18 protein-coding genes are annotated in these 19218 nt (G+C 31.4%); 2 read left to right on the top strand and 16 right to left on the bottom strand.

Annotated features, from left to right (window positions below; translation table 11 throughout):
• Positions 1–28 precede the first annotated feature (28 nt).
• Entirely contained in the window at positions 29–1495 is a 1467-nt protein-coding gene (locus tag AAC008_RS11175) for an SDR family oxidoreductase (RefSeq protein ID WP_339889365.1), read from the top strand.
• 43 nt (positions 1496–1538) lie between these two features.
• Here the strand turns inward: AAC008_RS11175 and AAC008_RS11170 are convergent, their stop codons facing one another.
• Both AAC008_RS11170 and AAC008_RS11165 read right to left on the bottom strand, forming a co-directional pair.
• Positions 1539–2474, bottom strand: a complete 936-nt coding sequence (locus AAC008_RS11170) for an arginine deiminase-related protein (RefSeq protein WP_339889364.1) — start codon at positions 2472–2474, stop codon at positions 1539–1541.
• A gap of 6 nt (positions 2475–2480) precedes the next feature.
• Positions 2481–3395, bottom strand: coding sequence for an arginine deiminase family protein (locus AAC008_RS11165; RefSeq protein ID WP_339889363.1), 915 nt, complete (start codon positions 3393–3395; stop codon positions 2481–2483).
• 153 nt (positions 3396–3548) lie between these two features.
• On the opposite strand from AAC008_RS11165, the gene AAC008_RS11160 reads away from it, so the two are divergent.
• The gene (locus AAC008_RS11160) at positions 3549–3914 is read left to right on the top strand and encodes a hypothetical protein (RefSeq protein ID WP_339889362.1); all 366 of its coding nucleotides are present in this window, start codon (positions 3549–3551) and stop codon (positions 3912–3914) included.
• Positions 3915–3969: 55 nt separating this feature from the next.
• On the opposite strand, the gene AAC008_RS11155 is transcribed toward AAC008_RS11160, so the two are convergent.
• From AAC008_RS11155 to secY, 14 genes are all read right to left on the bottom strand, one after another.
• A complete protein-coding gene (locus AAC008_RS11155; RefSeq protein WP_339889361.1) occupies positions 3970–5253 on the bottom strand; it encodes a citrate synthase in 1284 nt (427 codons plus the stop codon).
• A gap of 348 nt (positions 5254–5601) precedes the next feature.
• Positions 5602–8319 carry a T9SS type A sorting domain-containing protein gene (locus AAC008_RS11150; RefSeq protein WP_339889360.1) on the bottom strand — a complete coding sequence of 906 codons (2718 nt, stop codon included), beginning with the start codon at positions 8317–8319 and terminating at the stop codon, positions 5602–5604.
• Between the two features lie 159 nt (positions 8320–8478).
• Positions 8479–9240: a LytTR family DNA-binding domain-containing protein gene (locus tag AAC008_RS11145; protein WP_339889359.1), complete on the bottom strand. Its 762-nt coding sequence runs from the start codon at positions 9238–9240 to the stop codon at positions 8479–8481.
• A 56-nt stretch (positions 9241–9296) separates the two neighbouring features.
• Positions 9297–11252: a histidine kinase gene (locus tag AAC008_RS11140; protein ID WP_339889358.1), complete on the bottom strand. Its 1956-nt coding sequence runs from the start codon at positions 11250–11252 to the stop codon at positions 9297–9299.
• A gap of 190 nt (positions 11253–11442) precedes the next feature.
• Positions 11443–12735, bottom strand: coding sequence for a phosphopyruvate hydratase (gene eno, locus AAC008_RS11135; protein ID WP_339889357.1), 1293 nt, complete (start codon positions 12733–12735; stop codon positions 11443–11445).
• Between the two features lie 329 nt (positions 12736–13064).
• Positions 13065–14183: a glutamine-hydrolyzing carbamoyl-phosphate synthase small subunit gene (carA, locus tag AAC008_RS11130; protein WP_339889356.1), complete on the bottom strand. Its 1119-nt coding sequence runs from the start codon at positions 14181–14183 to the stop codon at positions 13065–13067.
• Between the two features lie 253 nt (positions 14184–14436).
• On the bottom strand, positions 14437–14943 hold the full coding sequence (rplQ, locus tag AAC008_RS11125; RefSeq protein ID WP_339889355.1) for a 50S ribosomal protein L17: 507 nt from the start codon (positions 14941–14943) through the stop codon (positions 14437–14439).
• 62 nt (positions 14944–15005) lie between these two features.
• On the bottom strand, positions 15006–15998 hold the full coding sequence (locus AAC008_RS11120; RefSeq protein ID WP_339889354.1) for a DNA-directed RNA polymerase subunit alpha: 993 nt from the start codon (positions 15996–15998) through the stop codon (positions 15006–15008).
• A gap of 20 nt (positions 15999–16018) precedes the next feature.
• Entirely contained in the window at positions 16019–16624 is a 606-nt protein-coding gene (rpsD, locus tag AAC008_RS11115; protein WP_339889353.1) for a 30S ribosomal protein S4, read from the bottom strand.
• A gap of 118 nt (positions 16625–16742) precedes the next feature.
• Positions 16743–17126: a 30S ribosomal protein S11 gene (gene rpsK / locus AAC008_RS11110; protein ID WP_026717875.1), complete on the bottom strand. Its 384-nt coding sequence runs from the start codon at positions 17124–17126 to the stop codon at positions 16743–16745.
• An 8-nt stretch (positions 17127–17134) separates the two neighbouring features.
• Positions 17135–17509, bottom strand: a complete 375-nt coding sequence (gene rpsM, locus AAC008_RS11105; RefSeq protein ID WP_026717874.1) for a 30S ribosomal protein S13 — start codon at positions 17507–17509, stop codon at positions 17135–17137.
• A gap of 2 nt (positions 17510–17511) precedes the next feature.
• On the bottom strand, positions 17512–17628 hold the full coding sequence (ykgO, locus tag AAC008_RS11100) for a type B 50S ribosomal protein L36 (RefSeq protein WP_073370549.1): 117 nt from the start codon (positions 17626–17628) through the stop codon (positions 17512–17514).
• A 10-nt stretch (positions 17629–17638) separates the two neighbouring features.
• Positions 17639–17854, bottom strand: a complete 216-nt coding sequence (infA, locus tag AAC008_RS11095; protein WP_008254466.1) for a translation initiation factor IF-1 — start codon at positions 17852–17854, stop codon at positions 17639–17641.
• Between the two features lie 6 nt (positions 17855–17860).
• A complete protein-coding gene (gene secY / locus AAC008_RS11090) occupies positions 17861–19210 on the bottom strand; it encodes a preprotein translocase subunit SecY (protein WP_339889352.1) in 1350 nt (449 codons plus the stop codon).
• Positions 19211–19218 lie beyond the last annotated feature (8 nt).

Here is a 19218-nt window from a genome sequence, read left to right as displayed (position 1 = left end):
TACTTAACTTTAAGAAAAATTCCTATTTATGCGAATTCTTCTTACTGGTGCAAATGGTTATGTTGGCAGACGGCTTTTACCTGAATTATTAAATAATGGTCACGAAGTTGTTTGTTGTGTTAGAAATAAAAATCGATTAGGCCTTGATACTGCGACGTTAAAAAAAGTCAGCATTTGGGAAATGGATTTTTTAGATGAAATAAAATTAGAAAATCTACCAACTTCTTTTGATGTAGCTTTCTACCTAATTCATTCCATGACATCTTCTACAGATAAATTTGATGAATTAGAAACTAAAGCCGCTACAAATTTCAACATTTACTTAAATGAAATTGGCGTAAAACAAGTTGTTTATCTCAGTGGAATTGTAAATCAAGACATACTTTCTAAACATTTACAATCTAGGTTAAATGTGGAAGAAATTTTATATAAAGGAAATTTTAAAACAACCGTTTTAAGAGCCGCCATAATTGTTGGCTCTGGAAGTTCTTCTTTTGAAATTATTAGAGATTTGTGTGAAAAATTGCCTTTAATGATTACTCCAAAATGGGTTTTAACGAAATGTCAACCTATTGCCATACGCGATGTAATTCAGTATTTAATTGGTGTAATGCTAAATGAAAAATGTTATGACGACTCCTTTGACATTGGTGGTCCAGACATAATTACGTACAAACAAATGATGCTTTCCTATGCTGAAACGAGAAAAATAAAACTTTGGATCTACACCCTACCTGTTATGACACCAAAATTATCTTCCTATTGGTTGTATTTTGTGACTTCAACATCCTATAAATTAGCCGTAAATTTAGTAGATAGCATGCGAATGGAAGTTATTTGCAAAGACAATCGTTTACGAGAGATCTTAAACACAAAACCTATTTCCTATGTTGAAGCTATCAAATTAGCCTTCTTAAAAATTGAACAAAATTTAGTGGTTTCAAGTTGGAAAGATAGCTTGGTAAGTGGTCGATTTAAAGAAGATTTAAGCGGTTATATACAAGTCCCAACTTATGGTTGTTTAAAAGATGAGAAATCAATTCAAATTGAAAATTCTGAAAAAGTATTAGAAAATATTTGGTCTATTGGTGGCGAGAAAGGTTGGTATTATGGCAATTGGCTGTGGGAAATTAGAGGTTTCATGGACAAAGTTGTGGGTGGAGTTGGCCTACAAAGAGGTAGGACTCATTTAAATGAAATTGCTTCTGGTGATTCTTTGGATTTTTGGCGTGTTTTATTAGCTGATAAAAAGGAAAAAAGATTGTTATTGTTTGCAGAAATGCGTTTACCAGGTGAAGCTTGGTTAGAGTTCAGAATTGATGAAAATAATGTTTTGCATCAAATTGCCACTTTTAGACCCAAAGGTTTATTTGGAAGGTTATATTGGTATAGTTTAGTTCCGTTTCACTATTTTATTTTTGGCGGAATGATTAAAAACATAGCTAAAACAACTTTTGAAAATTCCAAAAAAGTAAAAAATTCCAAACTCCAATAAGGACATTGGAATTTGGAATTTTAATACTAGATATTTTTAAATGTTAGTTTTTTGGTAAAAATATTTCAGCCATCATGCAACGAGCACTTCCACCACCACAAGCTTCAATAGTGTCTAAACTAGAACTTAAAATGGTAGCATGTTTTTCTAATTTTTCAATTTGCTCTGGCGTTAAACTTTCATGAGCTGATTTACTCATTACTAAATAACTTTTATCATCTGTCCCCTTTAATTGCAACATGTTACCTGCAAAGTTATTTACTTGGTCTTCTGTAATTAAAATGATTTCTTTTCCGTCGTCTTTTAAACTTTTTAGCACTTGCTTTCTTTCGCTTTTATCATCAATGCAATCTGAACAAATTACAACAAACGTTTCTCCTAAACACATCATAACATTAGTATGATAGATTAGTTTTCTTTCACCATCAACCGTTTGATAAGCTTCAAAAATAACGGGTCCCATGTCAAAATCTTCACAGAATTCAATCATTAATTCTTCGTCTGCTCTTGGTGATAAAGCACAATAAGCTTTTCCATTAGCTCTATCTAATAAAAGACTTCCTGTTCCTTCTAAGAAAATTTCATCTTCTTCAGCGGAAGTGTAGTCTACAATGTCATTTAATTTAAATCCTTTTTCTTCTAACAAATCAAGAATATCTTCTCTACGTTCTGCACGACGATTTTCGGCAAACATTGGATATAAAGCTACATCACCATTTTCGTGAAAAGAAACCCAGTTGTTTGGAAAAATACTATCAGGAGTATCTGGATTTGTAGTATCATCTACTACGGTTACATCGACACCAACCATTTTTAGTTTTTGCACAAATGTATCAAACTCTTCTTGTGCTTTTGCGTTTACGTTTTCTGGAGTTAATCCGTCTAATACTTTTTGGTAATAATTATTTACAGCTGTTTGTTCGTTCATACGAAAAGCAACTGGGCGAATCATTAGGATTGAATTTGTTGTTTGTTTCATTTTTTATTATTCTCTAATTAAAGGTAAAGTTGAACATCTTAATAAGCCTTCTTGTTTAGCAATCTCTGCATACGGAATTTCTTCTACAGTAAATCCGTTTTCTCTTAACCACGCGTTTAATCTGGTGAAGTTTTTTTCAGAAACTACTACATCTGGTGCAATTGAAAATACATTTGAATTCATACTGTACATTTCATCACGTGTAATGTGAAATAAGTTTTCTTTTCCAAAAAGTTTGACTAAATACATATAATCTGCTTCTTCTCTGAAGCCACTTTTGTAAATGATTCCTTTATCTGTTCCAATAGGTTGAAAACAGCAATCTAGGTGTAAAGCATTGTCTTTGGCTTCAATTTTTGACTTTACTAAATCAAATTCTTTTACAATTTTATTTGGAAACAATTCTTTGATATACTTTACTCCAGCCATATTTGTTCTAGCCGTGATATAGTCTTTATAATCTGATCCTTTGTATGTTCCTATAAAAATATAATCGTTCCAAACCATTACATCACCACCTTCTATATGAACTTCTTCTGGCGGACGAACTACTTTTTTAGGATCAATTTGATCAATAATATACTGAATAGCATCTAATTCTCTTTCTCTATCTGGAAGAATATTAGCTTTTACAAAAGTATCTTCAATTACAAAACCAATATCTCTTGTAAAGATTTGATTGTAATTTTCTATCATTTCTGGACGAAAAACTTTGACGTCATATTTTTGAAAAACTTGATTAAAAGCTTCCATTTCTTTAACCATATCTTCTTCTACGGGATATGTTCCTGCTAGAATATGTTCTAATGATTTTGGATCGTAGGCTTCTTCAACTGTTGGCGTTGGTCCATTACTTTTTGCAGAACCTAAAACTACAGCTCTTAATCTTGATGATTCGTTTTTTACATTTAATTGTAACATATATTTGCTTTTTAGCATAGATGCAAAGATAAAAAACTGATTGTGCTTTTTTACAATAAAAAAGTTTAATTTTTCACATAGTTATAAAATAACATTTTTATTTAAATCTTTTATTTACATTTGATTAACTAAAAACAAATAACAAAATTAATTATGGGAATTTCAAGTTTTTTTGGTTCACTTTTTGGAAAAGCAAAAGGAACTATGGACAATGTTGGCGATAAAGTTGAAGATATGACAGAAAATGCTATCGACAAAGCAACAGAAGTAGCTGGTGATTTAAAAGAGAAAGCATCTCACCTTATTGATGATGCCTCTGAAAAATTAGAGGAGATGGGTGTTGGTGAAAAAGTAGCTGGTTTTGTTGAAACAGCAAAAGACAAATTAGAAGATGCTTCAGATTGGGTTGAAGAAAAAGCTGGAGACGCAAAAGAAGCTGCTGCAGGTTTCGTTGACAAAGCTGAAGATAAAATTGACGATTTAAGAGGTAAAAAAGATAATTTTGAAGAAGCTGATTAATTTTTTTTAATAGCTAAAAAAAATCCCATTTCAAATTGAAATGGGATTTTTTGTTTTATCTGTTTTTCTCTTCAGTAAAAGGTCTTAATGTATGACCTGTGTAAACTTGTCTTGGTCTTCCGATTGGCTCACCATTTAAACGCATTTCTTTCCATTGAGCAATCCAACCTGGTAAACGTCCAATAGCAAAAAGAACGGTAAACATTCCAACTGGAATTCCCATAGCACGATAAATGATTCCTGAATAGAAATCAACGTTTGGATATAAATTTCTGGCTTTGAAATATTCGTCTTCTAAAGCAACTTTTTCTAATTCTCTTGCAATGTCTAATAATGGATCATCAACACCTAGTGCATCTAAAACATCATTAGCAGCTTGTTTGATAATTGTTGCTCTTGGATCAAAGTTTTTATAAACTCTATGACCAAATCCCATTAAACGGAATGAATCATCTTTGTCTTTTGCTTTTAAAACATATTTTGCAACATCACCACCATTGTTGTGAATTTCTTCTAACATTTCTAACACAGCTTGATTTGCTCCACCATGTAAAGGTCCCCAAAGAGCAGAAACTCCAGCAGAAATAGATGCAAATAATCCAGCGTGAGAAGAACCAACTATTCTAACTGTAGATGTAGAACAGTTTTGCTCATGATCTGCGTGAAGAATAAATAATTTATCTAAAGCGTCAATTACTTTTTTGTCAAACTTATAAGGTTGTGTTGGAATTTCAAACATCATTCGCATGAAGTTTTCTACATATCCTTTTGTGTTATCATAATAATTTAATGGTAAACCCATTGATTTTCTGTATGTCCAAGTTGCGATAACTAAGAATTTTGCCATTGTTTTACAAACAGCATCATACATTTCTTTTTCGTTATTTGGATTAACCGGTTTTGGATTAAAAGCCGTTAATGCAGAAGTCAAAGCAGCTAAAACTCCCATTGGGTGAGCTGTTTTTGGAAAACCATCAATGATGTTTTTCATTTCTTCATTAACTAACGTATGTTTTCTAATGTCGTTTTCAAATTTCTCTAATTGTACTTTTGTAGGTAATTCTCCAAAGACTAACAAATAAGAAACTTCTAAAAAATCAGCTTTTTCAGCTAATTCTTCAATTGAGTATCCTCTATATCTTAGTATTCCTTCTTCTCCATCTAAAAAAGTAATTTCACTTTTACATGAACCTGTATTTTTGTACCCTGGATCAATTGTAATTGCCCCTGTTGCACTTCTTAATGTACTAATCTCAATAGCAACTTCATTTTCTGTTCCAACAATTACTGGGAACTCATATTTTTTGCCATCTATTTCTAATGTAGCCGTTTTTGACATAATAGTATTGGTGTTTTTTCTTGTAAATTAATCAATCCCACAAAATTACTGAATTACTTGTTAATTAAAAAGGAAAAACGAACTACATTTCGTTAATTATTCTATAAAATTGCAAAGTTGGTATATATTTCAATTGATTGTTTAGAAATAAGCCTATTAAAATTGTCTTAAGCCACTAGTTATTTAGCTTTGTGTAGTAAAAAAGCCTCATCAGAATTCTAAACCATTAAGATATTTAGGTTCATTTAGAAAATCCTTAATTTTTCTTAATCTTTTATTGATCTAAAAAAAAGAAACCCCTTTAGAGTTTGAATTCTAAAAGGGTTAAGTAACAAACTATCAAAATTATTATTTTTTAACTATTTTTTCTACTTTTTCACCAACTTCTGTTTTTATTTTTAGGAAATAAATTCCGTTTGAATAAGCAGAGACATCAATTGATTCTGTTTTTTGATTTGTAATTTTCTTATGAATAATTCTTCCTTGAACATCATAAATTTCAATAGAACTAATTGCTGTATTTGCTTTAATATTTACCATATCATTTACAGGGTTAGGATAAACACCAACTGAATTATCAATTGTTACAACTGAATTACTTAAAACCTGAAAAGTTGTATTTGCAAAATTAGTTTCCACTGGAAAGTTATAATCAAAATAAATATCGGCTTTATTGGTTACTATATCACTTGTTAGCAAATCTCCTTTAGTCTTAATTTTTAATAATATATTTCCGTGTCCACCTGTGTCTAGATTTATGGTTTGAAAGATAAATTCGACTAAATTATTATTAATTCTTGTTGTCACATTATGAGAAGCTTCCATTAAACGTAAAGTAGTAATATCAAAGTCAGCCGGATTTATTTGTGTTTTCACCACAATATTTTCTGCTTGATACGTTCCTGTATTTTCAAAATTTATTACATAATGAAGATATTGTCCTATGTAAGATGGCGCAACTACATCACCTTGAAGACAAGTAATATCATTTGGGTCATAAGAACCCACAACCGTTTGATTGAATTGAAATAAATTATTAAACGTGTTTTCATCTCCTGCTGAAGGTAAGATTGAAGCGGTTAAAGTTAGAACATCACCAATATTTACGGCTGGAGTTTCTGTTGGACCATTTACATTAAGTGTAACATAAAAACTTCTGTTTTCAAATGGTTTTAAATTGGCATAATCCCAACTCAAAGAACCTGAACCCACTGAAGATGTTGCATAAGTAGTTGAAACAAAATCTAGCACATTCTCATCATAGAAAAAGTTGATTCCGTATTGTTGACTTAAAGTAGTATTTCCAATATTTCTGTAAACAATTTTATAAACAGCATCAAATCCTGGTCTTGCTGGAGTTATGGGTGCAATTACGATTTCTAAATCTGGATGAACTCCGTTAGGTGTAATACAGAAGTCTTGAGTAGTTGTAGTATTATCAATAACCGAAATGTTTACACTGGCTGGATTTGGGCTAACATTAAAATAAGTTGGATTTTCTATGTTTGGTGTTAATTCGTATGTTCCTGTTTGGTTTGTATTGTAAATATAGTTTCCATTAAAATTTGTAAAAACTGAGCCATTTAATGAAACTGCATTCAAACTTAAATTTAATGCCATATAAGAAGCTGGACTATCTAAAGCATCACAGCCATTACTATTAAAATCATATTGTATAAGTCCAGAAATACTGTTATAATTTCCTCCAGGATTATTAGTGCAATACGAATTCACATTTACTGAACCACTTACTAATGATTGAATGTTTGCTACTTGATTTTGATCTGCACAAATATAAACTAAACTTGGATTATTTGTACTTAGGAAATTTTCCAACCAACTTCCTGAACCTATATTTAAACTTTCATCACTTCCGTTTTTAATAAACACCGTTTGTAATTGCGGATTAAAAGGAAAATAAAGACTAGTTAAAATCAAGTTACTAGATAGATTAAGAGTTGTTAAATTATTTATAGAACAATTTAAAGTTGAAAGATTAGTAAAGGCTTCAATTCCGGTTAAATCTGCAATATTGGAATTGGAAACATCCAAAACTGTTGGAACTAATGCTTCTGAAAACTGTATTTCTCCATCAGTATTGGTATCAACTCCTAAAGCAATTAATTTAGCTTTAAAATTAGCATCTGGAATATAAACGATACCGTTTACTGAATCGATTACTATTAAATCGAAATTAGTTGTAGTAGTACAACCTGCATTATTAATTGCGTTTACATATATTGTTTGTGGATTGGTAGAATTTACAAGTGCTGTTGGATTTGGAATTGCATTGGTATTGTTTTGTGCATCCATTAATGTTGTATGGTAAGTGAAAATCAATGTTGGGTCACCATTAGCCATAGTTACTTCATTTTGAGTCAAATCAAAGATTGCCAAACCATCAAAAGGATTTTCATAAACTATCAAGTTTGGTGGTTGATTGATGTTTGGAGCAGGAAACACATGAATCATTTCACAAGCTGTTAATATGCGAGTACAACCTGTAGTTGAAGATGTAATATCAACTAAACATATTGTAGTGCTAACAATCAAATTAGCAAATGACAATGTTGCTGATCCATTTGAATCTAAAATAATTGTTTGTGGAGTTCCATCAACTGTATATTGAAGTGTTGCGTTTGGTGTACCAAGAAATCCTAAATTAAACGATTCACCTGAACACGTAGAAGGATTAGGGGAAATTGCAGCTGATGGTAATGGATTAACAATCAAATTAAAAGTCGTTGTAGCAAAATTTGTTGAGTTTGCAATTTCTTCAACTCTTACATAAATAGTTTGAGGATTTGTTGTATTAATATAACTATTTTCACTTATAATTGGAGTAAGGTTGTTTTGAGCATCACCTAATGAAGTAAAGTATTTTATTGAATATAAAGCAGGATTTAATGCGTTTAAAGTTTGAGATTCATTTATGGTTAAATCAAAAACTTCAATTCCATCACCAGAAACATCATCACAAACAATTAAATCATTTGGTTGCGCAATTGGTGGTTGTGCATATAATGTTCCTGTTATAAAAAGAAGCAAGAGTATAATTTTCTTCATGACTTTAATATTTTATATAAATTTAATATTGTTTTTTGTTATTTTAATTACTCAATGAGTAAACTAGTGTTTTGAGTTAGAATTCGAAGCCTCTTTAGATTATTAGATTCTGAATCATACTGAAATAAATTCAGCACAAGAGGTTCAGAATGACAAAGATTAAATGGTTTTCAAAATTTCTTGCAATCGTTCTCGTTTTCGTTGTGAAATTGGTAAATGACTTTCATCAGCCATAATTACATAACCACCGTCCTTTTTAATGTAAGATTTCAAATAATTTAAATTAATCAAATGCGATTGATGTATTCTTTCAAATCCGTGTTCGGTTAATAATTCTTCGTATTCTTTCAACGTTTTTGAAATCAGTACTGGTTTATTATTTTTTATGTAAAACTTGGTATAATTGTCTTCACTTTCACATCTTATAATGTCGCTGATATCAAACAAATGAATTCCATCTGAAGTAGAAAGGGCTATTCGTTTGAAATTATCTACTTTTTTTCTAATGTTTTCCAACAACAAATCAATGTGAGCATAATCATTAGTTTTCTCTAAAACCGATTCGATTTTTACAATCACTTTTTGTAACTCATCTGGATCAACGGGTTTCAATAAAAAATCCAAAGCACTAAATCGAAATGCTTTTATGGCATATTGTTCGTGTGCTGTAATAAAAACGATGTTCGACTTAATAGCTCCATTTTTCGCAGCCAATTGTTCCAAAATATCAAAACCTGTCCCGTCATTTAATTGAATATCCAAAAAGACAACTTGTGGCTTTAAAGTATCCATTGCTTCGATACCAGTTGCAACACTATCTGCTTCACCAATGATTTCTATATTGGGTGCAAATCGTTCCAACAAACCTTTCATTCCTTCTCTCAGGTTTTGGTCATCGTCTATTAATATGGCTTTTATCATTCTTTTTTAGGTTATGAGTTTAAATGGTTAAAAGGTTAAAAGAGTTTGTGCAAAATTTATAAAACATATTGTAACGGTAATTGTAAAATCACTTTTGTTCCTTTAATTTCATTATTTTCATTTAACTCTTCAATTTCAATGGTAGCTTTTTTGGCTGTTGAGGAAGCAATCATTTCTAATCGTTTGGTAATGATATCTAAAGCCATTGATTTGTGTGCTACGACTGAATTTTCTTTATTTATTTTAGATTGATTGATTCCAATTCCGTCATCTAAAATAGTACAAATTAGGGAATCATCCTTTATTGAAAAATCGATTGTTACATTTCCCATTTCTTTTTTCGGAATTACTCCATGAATTATTGCGTTTTCTACAAAAGGCTGAATTAATAAAGGTGGCAAAGCTACATCATCTTCAATATCAGCACTTTTTTGAATATCAAAATTAAATTTGTGATTAAATCGTAGTTGCTCCAGCTCCAAATAATTTTGCAAACTTTCTATTTCTTTATCAATTGGAATTAACGATTCTTTAGAATATTCTAAAGTCAAACGCATTAATTTTGAGAATTTTGACAAATATTTTATGGCTGAATCTGTTCCGTTTTGTACAATAAAACTAGAAATTGAACCCAAACAATTAAATACAAAATGAGGATTCATTTGTAAGTGCAAGGCTTTTTGTTCGTATTCAGCTAATTCTTTTTGTAGCGTTAAAGTCTTTTTCAGTTGCGTTCTGTTGTAAATTAAAAATCCAATTCCGAATAACAACAAAGCGATTAATGCACCGAATAATAATTTTAGTTTTGAGCTTTTAGCTTCTTCTTGTAAAACTAATTCTCTTTTTTCATTTTCTTCTTTTTGAAGTAATTCCTTCTTTTCGAATTCGTAATTCATGGAAGCTTCAACCGATTTTCTGATGTTTTCTTCATTAGTCAAACTGTCTTTGGCTACACTATATTTCTGAAAATGTTCTAAAGCTAAATTTGAGTTACCTTTTTTAGCATAAATCTCACTCAATAATTTTTCTGAAACTGCTTTTTGTTCTAATACATTAATTTCAGTGGCTAAAGTCAATGCTTTATTTGTATTAAGTAGTGCTTCATCTAATTGATTTTCCTCCAAATAAAATTCCCCTAGAAAAATGTAAGTATCTGCTAAACCGAATTTATCATCAATACTTTTAAAGGTTGCTATAGCATTTTCCCAACTTGAAACAGCATCATTATCTTGATTTTTCTCTTTAAAATACAAACCTTTATTATTATACCATTCACCTAAAGCTCTTGGATTTGGATTTTTCTCTAAAGCTTTTTTCGCTAAAGTGTAATATTCTGAAGCTTTGTCTAAACTTTTTTGTTTAAGGTAAATGTTTGCAATATTGGTTAAAGTGATTCCGACATTTACATCTTGTAATTTATCTTGAATTTTTTGTGCTTTAATAAAATATTCTAAGGCTTTAAAATCTGAACTTTGAGATTTATAGACTACTCCAATATTATTGTAAATTTTAGAACATTTACTTTCGTCCTTTAATTCTTCATAAATTTTCACAGATTTTAGGTAATATTCTAGAGCTTTTGCATAATTGCTTTGTTCTGAAAAAACAATTCCCATGCTACCATAAGCTTTAGCTAAACCTTGAGCCACTTCTTTTTTAGTAGATGAAGTGTTGTTTTCTTCAAAAATAGCTTTAGCTAAAATAAAATTATCCAATGCTTTTTTATAATCGCCTAAAATAATGTTTGAAGTTCCAATGTTTAAATAAGCATTCCCTTCTTCAACTTTATATTTGATTTTTTTAGCTAATTGTAACGCTTGATTTCCATATTCAGCCATTTTAGTTGGATCAGAATATTTGTATTGATCTGCAATAGCATTTAAAACCATTGTTTTATCAATATCGTTTTTTGCTTTTTTAAATTCATTTTGTAAACTATCCATCACTTTATCTTGTGCTTGAATACCTATCGAAAGGAATAAAAAGAGATATATAAATATTTTTGCTTTCATCTTAATACTATTGATAAACAAATGTAACATTTACTTTTTAGGAATTTAGGGTGATTTAGAATTTGAGTGTTTTGAATTAGAATTTGATGTAAAAAAGAAACCCTTCTAGAGTTTAAAACTCTAGAAGGGCTTAGATACTGAAACATACTGAAATAAATTCAGTACAAGAGTTCAATATGATAATATTGTTTTATTTCTGCTTAAAAGCTCTCATTCCTGGGAAGTAAGCTACTTCAGCTAATTCTTCTTCGATTCTTAATAATTGGTTGTATTTTGCCATTCTATCTGAACGTGAAGCTGAACCCGTTTTGATTTGTCCACAGTTTAAAGCTACTGCTAAATCTGCAATAGTATTGTCTTCTGTTTCTCCAGAACGATGACTCATTACTGACGTATAACCAGCATTATGTGCCATATTTACAGCTGCAATTGTTTCTGTTAAAGTTCCGATTTGGTTGACTTTAATTAAGATCGAGTTTGCTGTATCGTTTGCAATTCCTTTTGCTAATCTTTCTACGTTTGTCACGAATAAATCATCCCCAACTAATTGTACTTTATCACCAACTAATTCTGTTAATGTTTTCCAACCAGCCCAGTCATTTTCGTCCATTCCGTCTTCGATAGAAATGATAGGATATTTTGTTGTCAAATCAGCTAAATATTCAGCTTGTTCTTGTGAAGATCTTACTTTTCCAGTTGCTCCTTCAAATTTTGAGTAATCGTATTTTCCGTCTACAAAAAATTCTGCTGCAGCACAATCTAAAGCGATCATTACATCATCACCAAAAGTATAACCTGCATTTGTAACGGCTAATTTGATTGAATCTAAAGCATCTTCTGTTCCACCTTCTAAATTTGGAGCAAATCCACCTTCATCACCAACTGCTGTTGATAAACCTCTATCGTGTAATACTTTTTTAAGATTGTGGAAAATTTCAGTTCCCATTTGCATAGCATGCGTAAAGTTTTTCGCTTTAACCGGCATAACCATAAATTCTTGAAATGCAATTGGAGCATCAGAATGCGAACCACCGTTGATGATATTCATCATTGGAACAGGTAATGTGTTAGCAGAAACTCCACCAACATATCTATACAAAGGCATTCCTAATTCGTTTGCTGCTGCTTTTGCAACGGCTAAAGAAACTCCTAAAATGGCATTAGCTCCTAAATTAGATTTATTGGGAGTTCCATCCAATTCAATCATCATTTTATCAATAGAATTTTGCTCAAAAACAGACATTCCTACAACTTCTGCAGCAATAGTCGTGTTTACATTTTCAACAGCTTTAGAAACTCCTTTTCCCATGTAGGCTTTTCCACCATCACGTAATTCTACTGCTTCGTGTTCTCCGGTTGAAGCTCCACTTGGCACAGCTGCTCTACCTAAAATTCCGTTTTCTGTAATTACATCAACTTCTACTGTTGGGTTTCCGCGAGAATCTAATATTTGTCTTGCGTGTACTTTGATAATTATACTCATTTAGATTTATGATTTAAGATTAACGATTTTTGATTTAAGAATTTTTGAAACTTTACAAACTTACGAAATTGAAAAACAATTCAATGCTATCCTTTTAAAACTTATAAACGATAACGTTTTAGTAGTTTAGAAGCGAAAGGCTTGGGCCTTATTTAGGTATCATTTTCCTGCTTTTCATTCTATCTTTTTACACCTAACAGGTTATAAAAACCTATCAGGTGTAAAAAGGATGCCATTACAATCAGGGCTAGATAATTTATCTTAAACCTTTTGTGAATTTTATAAAAAAACCTAAGAGGTTTTAAAAACCTGTAAGGTTTGACCATTTTTTAAACTTCTTGTAACTTATATTTTTTTATATTCTCTATAAACGTATCAAACAAATATTCAGAATCATGTGGTCCTGGACTTGCTTCTGGATGATATTGTACAGAAAAACAGTTTTTAGATTTCATTTGCATTCCGGCTACAGTATCATCATTTAAATGTAAATGTGTGATTTCGAAATCTGGATGTTTTTCTAATTCTTCTTTATTTACTGCAAAACCATGATTTTGCGAAGTAATTTCTCCTTTACCTGTCAATAGATTTTTTACAGGATGATTAATTCCTCTGTGACCGTTGAACATTTTGTATGTCGAAATTCCGTTGGCTAAAGCTATTACTTGATGTCCTAAACAAATTCCGAATAAAGGTTTGTTGTTGGCTATAATTTCTTTCGCAGTTTTTTGTGCTTGATGTAATGGTTCTGGATCACCAGGTCCGTTAGATAAGAAATATCCATCAGGATTAAAACTGCTTAAATCTTCGTAAGATGCATCAAAAGGAAAAACTTTTATGTAGCAATCTCTTTTGGCTAGGTTTCTTAAAATATTAGTTTTAATTCCTAAATCTAAGGCTGAAACTTTATAAGTAGCTTTTTCGTCACCATAAAAATATGGTTCTTTCGTAGAAACTTTAGAAGATAATTCTAATCCTTTCATGTTTGGAACGTTTGCTAATTGAGCTTTTAAATCTTCAATTGATGTTCCGTCTGTAGAAATGATGGCATTTTGTGCACCATTCTCTCTAATGTAACTTACTAAAGCTCTTGTGTCAACATCTGAAACCGCTACGATATTTTGTTTTTCAAAATAATCATACAAACTTTCAGAAGCATCTGGTCGTGAATAATTGAAACTAAAGTTTTTGCAAATTAATCCGGCAATTTTCACTCCATTTGATTCTACTTCGTTAACGTTTACACCATAATTACCAATATGAGGATTGGTTGTTACCATGATTTGTCCAAAATAAGAAGGATCTGTAAAAATTTCTTGGTAACCGCTCATTCCAGTGTTGAAACAAACTTCTCCAAAAGTTGTACCGCTAATTCCAATTGATTTACCGTGAAAGATAGTTCCATCTGCTAGTAATACGATGGCTTTTTGTTTTGTAGTGTATTGCATTTGTTGTGTGTGTTGTTTTGCAAATTTAGTGTAATTCTTTTTTTTAAAAAAATAAGTTTATAAACATTTGAATAGATTCTCTTCTAGCCCTGATGGGAATGGCATCTCCCGATTTATCGGGAATAGAATGGACAGCAGGAATTACATAGCCAGATAAAGCCCAAACCTTACTGCTCCAAAAAACTAAAATTCAAAAAAAAAGGATAAACTAAAAATTAGCTTATCCTTTTTTGTATTTATGAATTGATATTCATTATTCTGCTTTATCAGTAGATTCTTCAGAAGTTTCAGGAGCAGGAGTTTCTGCAACAGGAGCAGTAGTAGTATCTTCAGCTTTTTTAGCTTTACCACCTCTACGGCTTCTTCCTTTTTTCTCTTCTTTTTTACCACCGTTGTACAATTCATTGAAGTCAACTAACTCAATCATTGCCATATCAGCGTTATCTCCTAAACGATTACCCAATTTGATGATACGTGTGTATCCACCTGGACGATCTCCAACTTTAGCAGCAACTTCTCTGAATAACTCAGTAACAGCATATTTGTCTCTTAAATAAGCGAAGCAAATACGACGGTTATGTGTAGTATCATCTTTTGATTTTGTAACTAACGGCTCAAAAAACACTCTTAAAGCTTTCGCTTTTGCAACTGTTGTATTGATACGTTTGTGCTCAATAAGTGAACAAGCCATATTTGCAAGCATAGATGCTCTATGTCCTTTTTGTCTACTTAAGTGATTGAATTTTTTTCCGTGTCTCATGACTTTTTATTTAACCCTCATCTTGCTACAATCCACTATTGGAGAGCAAAATATGAAGTAATTTATTCTTTATCTAATTTGTATTTTGCTAAATCCATACCGAAAGTAAGACCTTTTACAGCGACTAATTCGTCTAATTCTGTTAAAGATTTTTTACCGAAGTTACGGAATTTCATTAAGTCGTTTTTGTTGAAAGATACTAAGTCTCCTAAAGTGTCTACTTCAGCTGCTTTTAAACAATTTAATGCTCTTACTGATAAATCCATATCCACAAGTTTAGTTTTTAACAACTGTCTCATGTGTAATGACTCTTCGTCATAAGATTCTGTTTGAGCAATTTCGTCAGCCTCAAGTGTAATTCTTTCGTCAGAAAACAACATAAAGTGATGAATCAACGTTTTAGCTGCTTCAGTTAATGCGTCTTTTGGATTGATTGAACCATCTGTTTGGATTTCGAAAACTAACTTTTCATAGTCAGTTTTTTGTTCCACACGAAAGTTTTCAATTGAATACTTAACGTTTTTTACTGGTGTGTAAATTGAGTCAGTATAAATTGTACCAATTGGTGCATTTGCTTTTTTGTTTTCTTCTGCTGGAACATATCCTCTACCTTTTTCGATAGTAAGTTCCATATTAATTGAAGTTTTGCTATCAAGGTTACAGATAATTAAATCTGGGTTTAAGATTTGGAAACCAGAGATGAATTTTTGAAAATCACCTGCTGTTAACACTTCTTTACCTGATAGAGACATTGAAACAGATTCGTTATCAATATCTTCAATTTGACGTTTAAAACGTACTTGTTTAAGATTAAGGATAATTTCTGTAACGTCTTCAACTACACCAGGAATTGTAGAGAACTCATGTTCTACACCTTCAATTCTTACTGATGTTATTGCAAAACCTTCTAATGCAGAAAGTAAAACTCTTCTAAGTGCATTACCAACGGTCAATCCGTAACCAGGTTCTAAAGGTCTGAATTCAAACTTACCTTCAAAATCGGTTGAATCGATCATGATAACTTTATCGGGCTTCTGAAAATTAAATACTGCCATAATTCGCTTAATGTGTATTTTTATTTGTTATACAACTCTACGATTAGTTGCTCTTTAATGTTTTCTGGAATCTGAAGTCTTTGAGGAATAGATACAAAAGTACCTTCCTTAGTATCATTGTTCCAAGTAATCCACTCATAAACTTGAGATGCATTAGATAAAGAACGATCGATAGCTTCAAGAGATTTAGATTTTTCACGAACAGCTACTTTATCACCTGGTTTGATGTGATAAGAAGGAATGTTCACTAATTCACCATTTACAGTAACGTGTCTATGAGAAACGATTTGACGTGCACCTCTACGAGAAGGAGCAATACCCATTCTGTAAACTACGTTGTCTAATCTTGACTCACAAAGTTGTAAAAGGATTTCTCCAGTTACACCAGAAGCTGCAGATGCTTTTTTGAATAAGTTTCTGAATTGTTTTTCTAAAATACCGTAAGTATATTTAGCTTTTTGCTTTTCCATTAACTGGATTGCGTATTCAGATTTTTTTCCTCTTCTTTTAGACATTCCATGTTGTCCAGGAGGATAATTTCTTTTTTCGAAGGCTTTGTCTTCTCCGAATATTGCTTCGCCAAATTTACGAGCAATTTTAGTTTTTGGACCAGTATATCTTGCCATTTTTAATTGTTTAAGATAGAGATTATGAATTCAGGTCTAATCCTTCGATAATCGTAATTCTATCTAGTTTATACTAAAATATTTTTTTTAAGAGTGCAAATATAGTAAATATATTTGATTAAACTCTTCTTCTTTTTGGAGGACGACATCCATTATGAGGCATTGGTGTTACATCAATAATTTCTGTAACTTCAATTCCACCATTATGTAATGATCTGATTGCAGATTCTCTACCGTTTCCTGGTCCTTTAACGTAAACTTTTACTTTCTTAAGACCAGCGTCAAGAGCTACTTTTGAACAATCTTCTGCTGCCATTTGAGCTGCGTATGGAGTGTTCTTTTTAGAACCTCTAAAACCCATTTTACCAGCTGAAGACCAAGAAATAACTTCACCTTTCTTATTTGTTAAAGAAATAATGATGTTGTTAAAAGTTGCACTAATATGAGCTTCTCCTGTTGATTCAACAATAACTTTACGTTTTTTTGTAGTTGCCTTAGCCATATTACTTATTATTTAGTTGCTTTTTTCTTGTTAGCAACAGTTTTTCTTTTACCTTTTCTTGTTCTTGAGTTGTTTTTAGTTCTTTGACCTCTTAAAGGAAGACCCGCTCTATGACGAATTCCTCTATTACAACCAATATCCATTAAACGTTTGATGTTTAATTGAACTTCTGAACGTAATTCACCTTCAATTTTGAAAAATGATACAGCTTCACGAATTGCTCCGATTTCTTCATCGTTCCAATCTGAAACTTTTTTGTCTTCGCTAACTTGAGCTTTTTCTAAAATCTCTTTAGCTCTGCTATTACCAATACCAAAAATGTATGTTAAAGCAATAACTCCTCTTTTCTGTTTAGGTATATCTACCCCTGCTATTCTTGCCATAATTATCCTTGTCTTTGTTTAAATCTAGGATTCTTTTTGTTGATTACGTATAATCTGCCTTTTCTTCGTACAATTTTGCACTCGGCACTTCTTTTTTTAACTGATGCTCTTACTTTCATGCTATTAGATTTAGTATCTATATGTGATTCTTGCTTTAGACAAATCGTAAGGACTCATTTCTAGTTTCACTTTATCACCAGGTAATAATTTGATATAATGCATACGCATTTTTCCAGAGATGTGAGCAATTACAATGTGCCCGTTTTCTAATTCTACTCGAAACATAGCATTTGATAATGCTTCAATTATTGTTCCGTCTTGTTCTATTGCTGATTGTTTTGCCATAAATAATTAAGCTACTGCTTTTCTGTTTTTACCACTTTTCATCAACCCATCGTAATGTTTATTCAATAAATAAGAATTTATTTGTTGAATAGTATCTATTGCAACTCCAACCATAATTAACAACGAAGTACCTCCGTAGAAATAACCCCACGATCCTTGAACACCTAATAAACTAACAGCAACTGCAGGGAACACAGCAATTAAAGCTAAATATAATGAACCTGGAAACGTAATTAATGACATGATTTTATCTAAAAAGTCTGAAGTTTCTGAACCTGGCTTAATACCAGGAATAAATCCACCGCTTCTCTTTAAATCATCCGCCATTTTATTAGTTGGAATTGTAATCGCAGTATAAAAATAAGTAAACACTATAATTAATAATGCAAATACTAAATTATATACTAATCCAAATGGATTTTTAAACATTGTTGCGATTGATTGTGCATTATCAGATTGTGATAATCCTGCTAATGCAGCAGGGATAAACATAATTGCTTGTGCAAAAATGATTGGCATTACACCCGATGCGTTTAATTTTAATGGTATAAATTGTCTATCACCACCACCCATTAAGTCTTGTTCAAAGTCACCAGAAACTGTTCTACGTGCATATTGAACTTGAATTTTTCTAACAGCCATGACTAACAATACACATGCTACTATTACTAGTAACCATATTATTATTTCTATTACGATCATAAGTGCACCACCATTTGCTTGAGAAGTTCTTGATGCTATCTCTTGCATGAATGCTTGTGGCATTCTAGCGATAATTCCTACCATAATTAATAATGAAATACCATTTCCAATACCTTTATCAGTAATCTTTTCTCCTAACCACATAGCAAAAATAGTACCTGTAACTAAGATTAATACTGCTGAGAATAAAAATTGGAATGAATTAAATCCTAATAAAAATGCATCAGGAGGAAGCGTTGAATAAAGATTATAAATATAACCAGGACCTTGAACTAAAGTAATTGCAATAGTCAACCATCTTGTTATTTGGTTTATCTTTTTTCTTCCACTTTCACCATCTTTTTGAAGTTTTTGTAGGTAAGGAACTGCTATTCCCATCAATTGTACTACAATCGATGCAGAGATATAAGGCATAATTCCTAAAGCAAAAATAGATGCTTGAGAAAATGCTCCACCTGTAAAAACGTCAATTAACCAGCCAATACCTTGATCGGTTTGGCTAGTTAAATTTCCTAGTTTAGTAGCATCAATACCTGGAAGTGTTACTTGAGCACCAAAACGATACACCAATAACAATCCTAGAGTTAACAGAATTCTGTTTTTTAACTCTTCGATTTTCCAAACATTAACTAAAGAATCTATAAATTTCTTCATTTTACTAT

The organism is uncultured Flavobacterium sp. (genome assembly GCF_963975515.1).
In the GTDB taxonomy this organism is placed as follows: domain Bacteria; phylum Bacteroidota; class Bacteroidia; order Flavobacteriales; family Flavobacteriaceae; genus Flavobacterium.
This window is presented reverse-complemented; position numbering and strand designations above follow the sequence as displayed.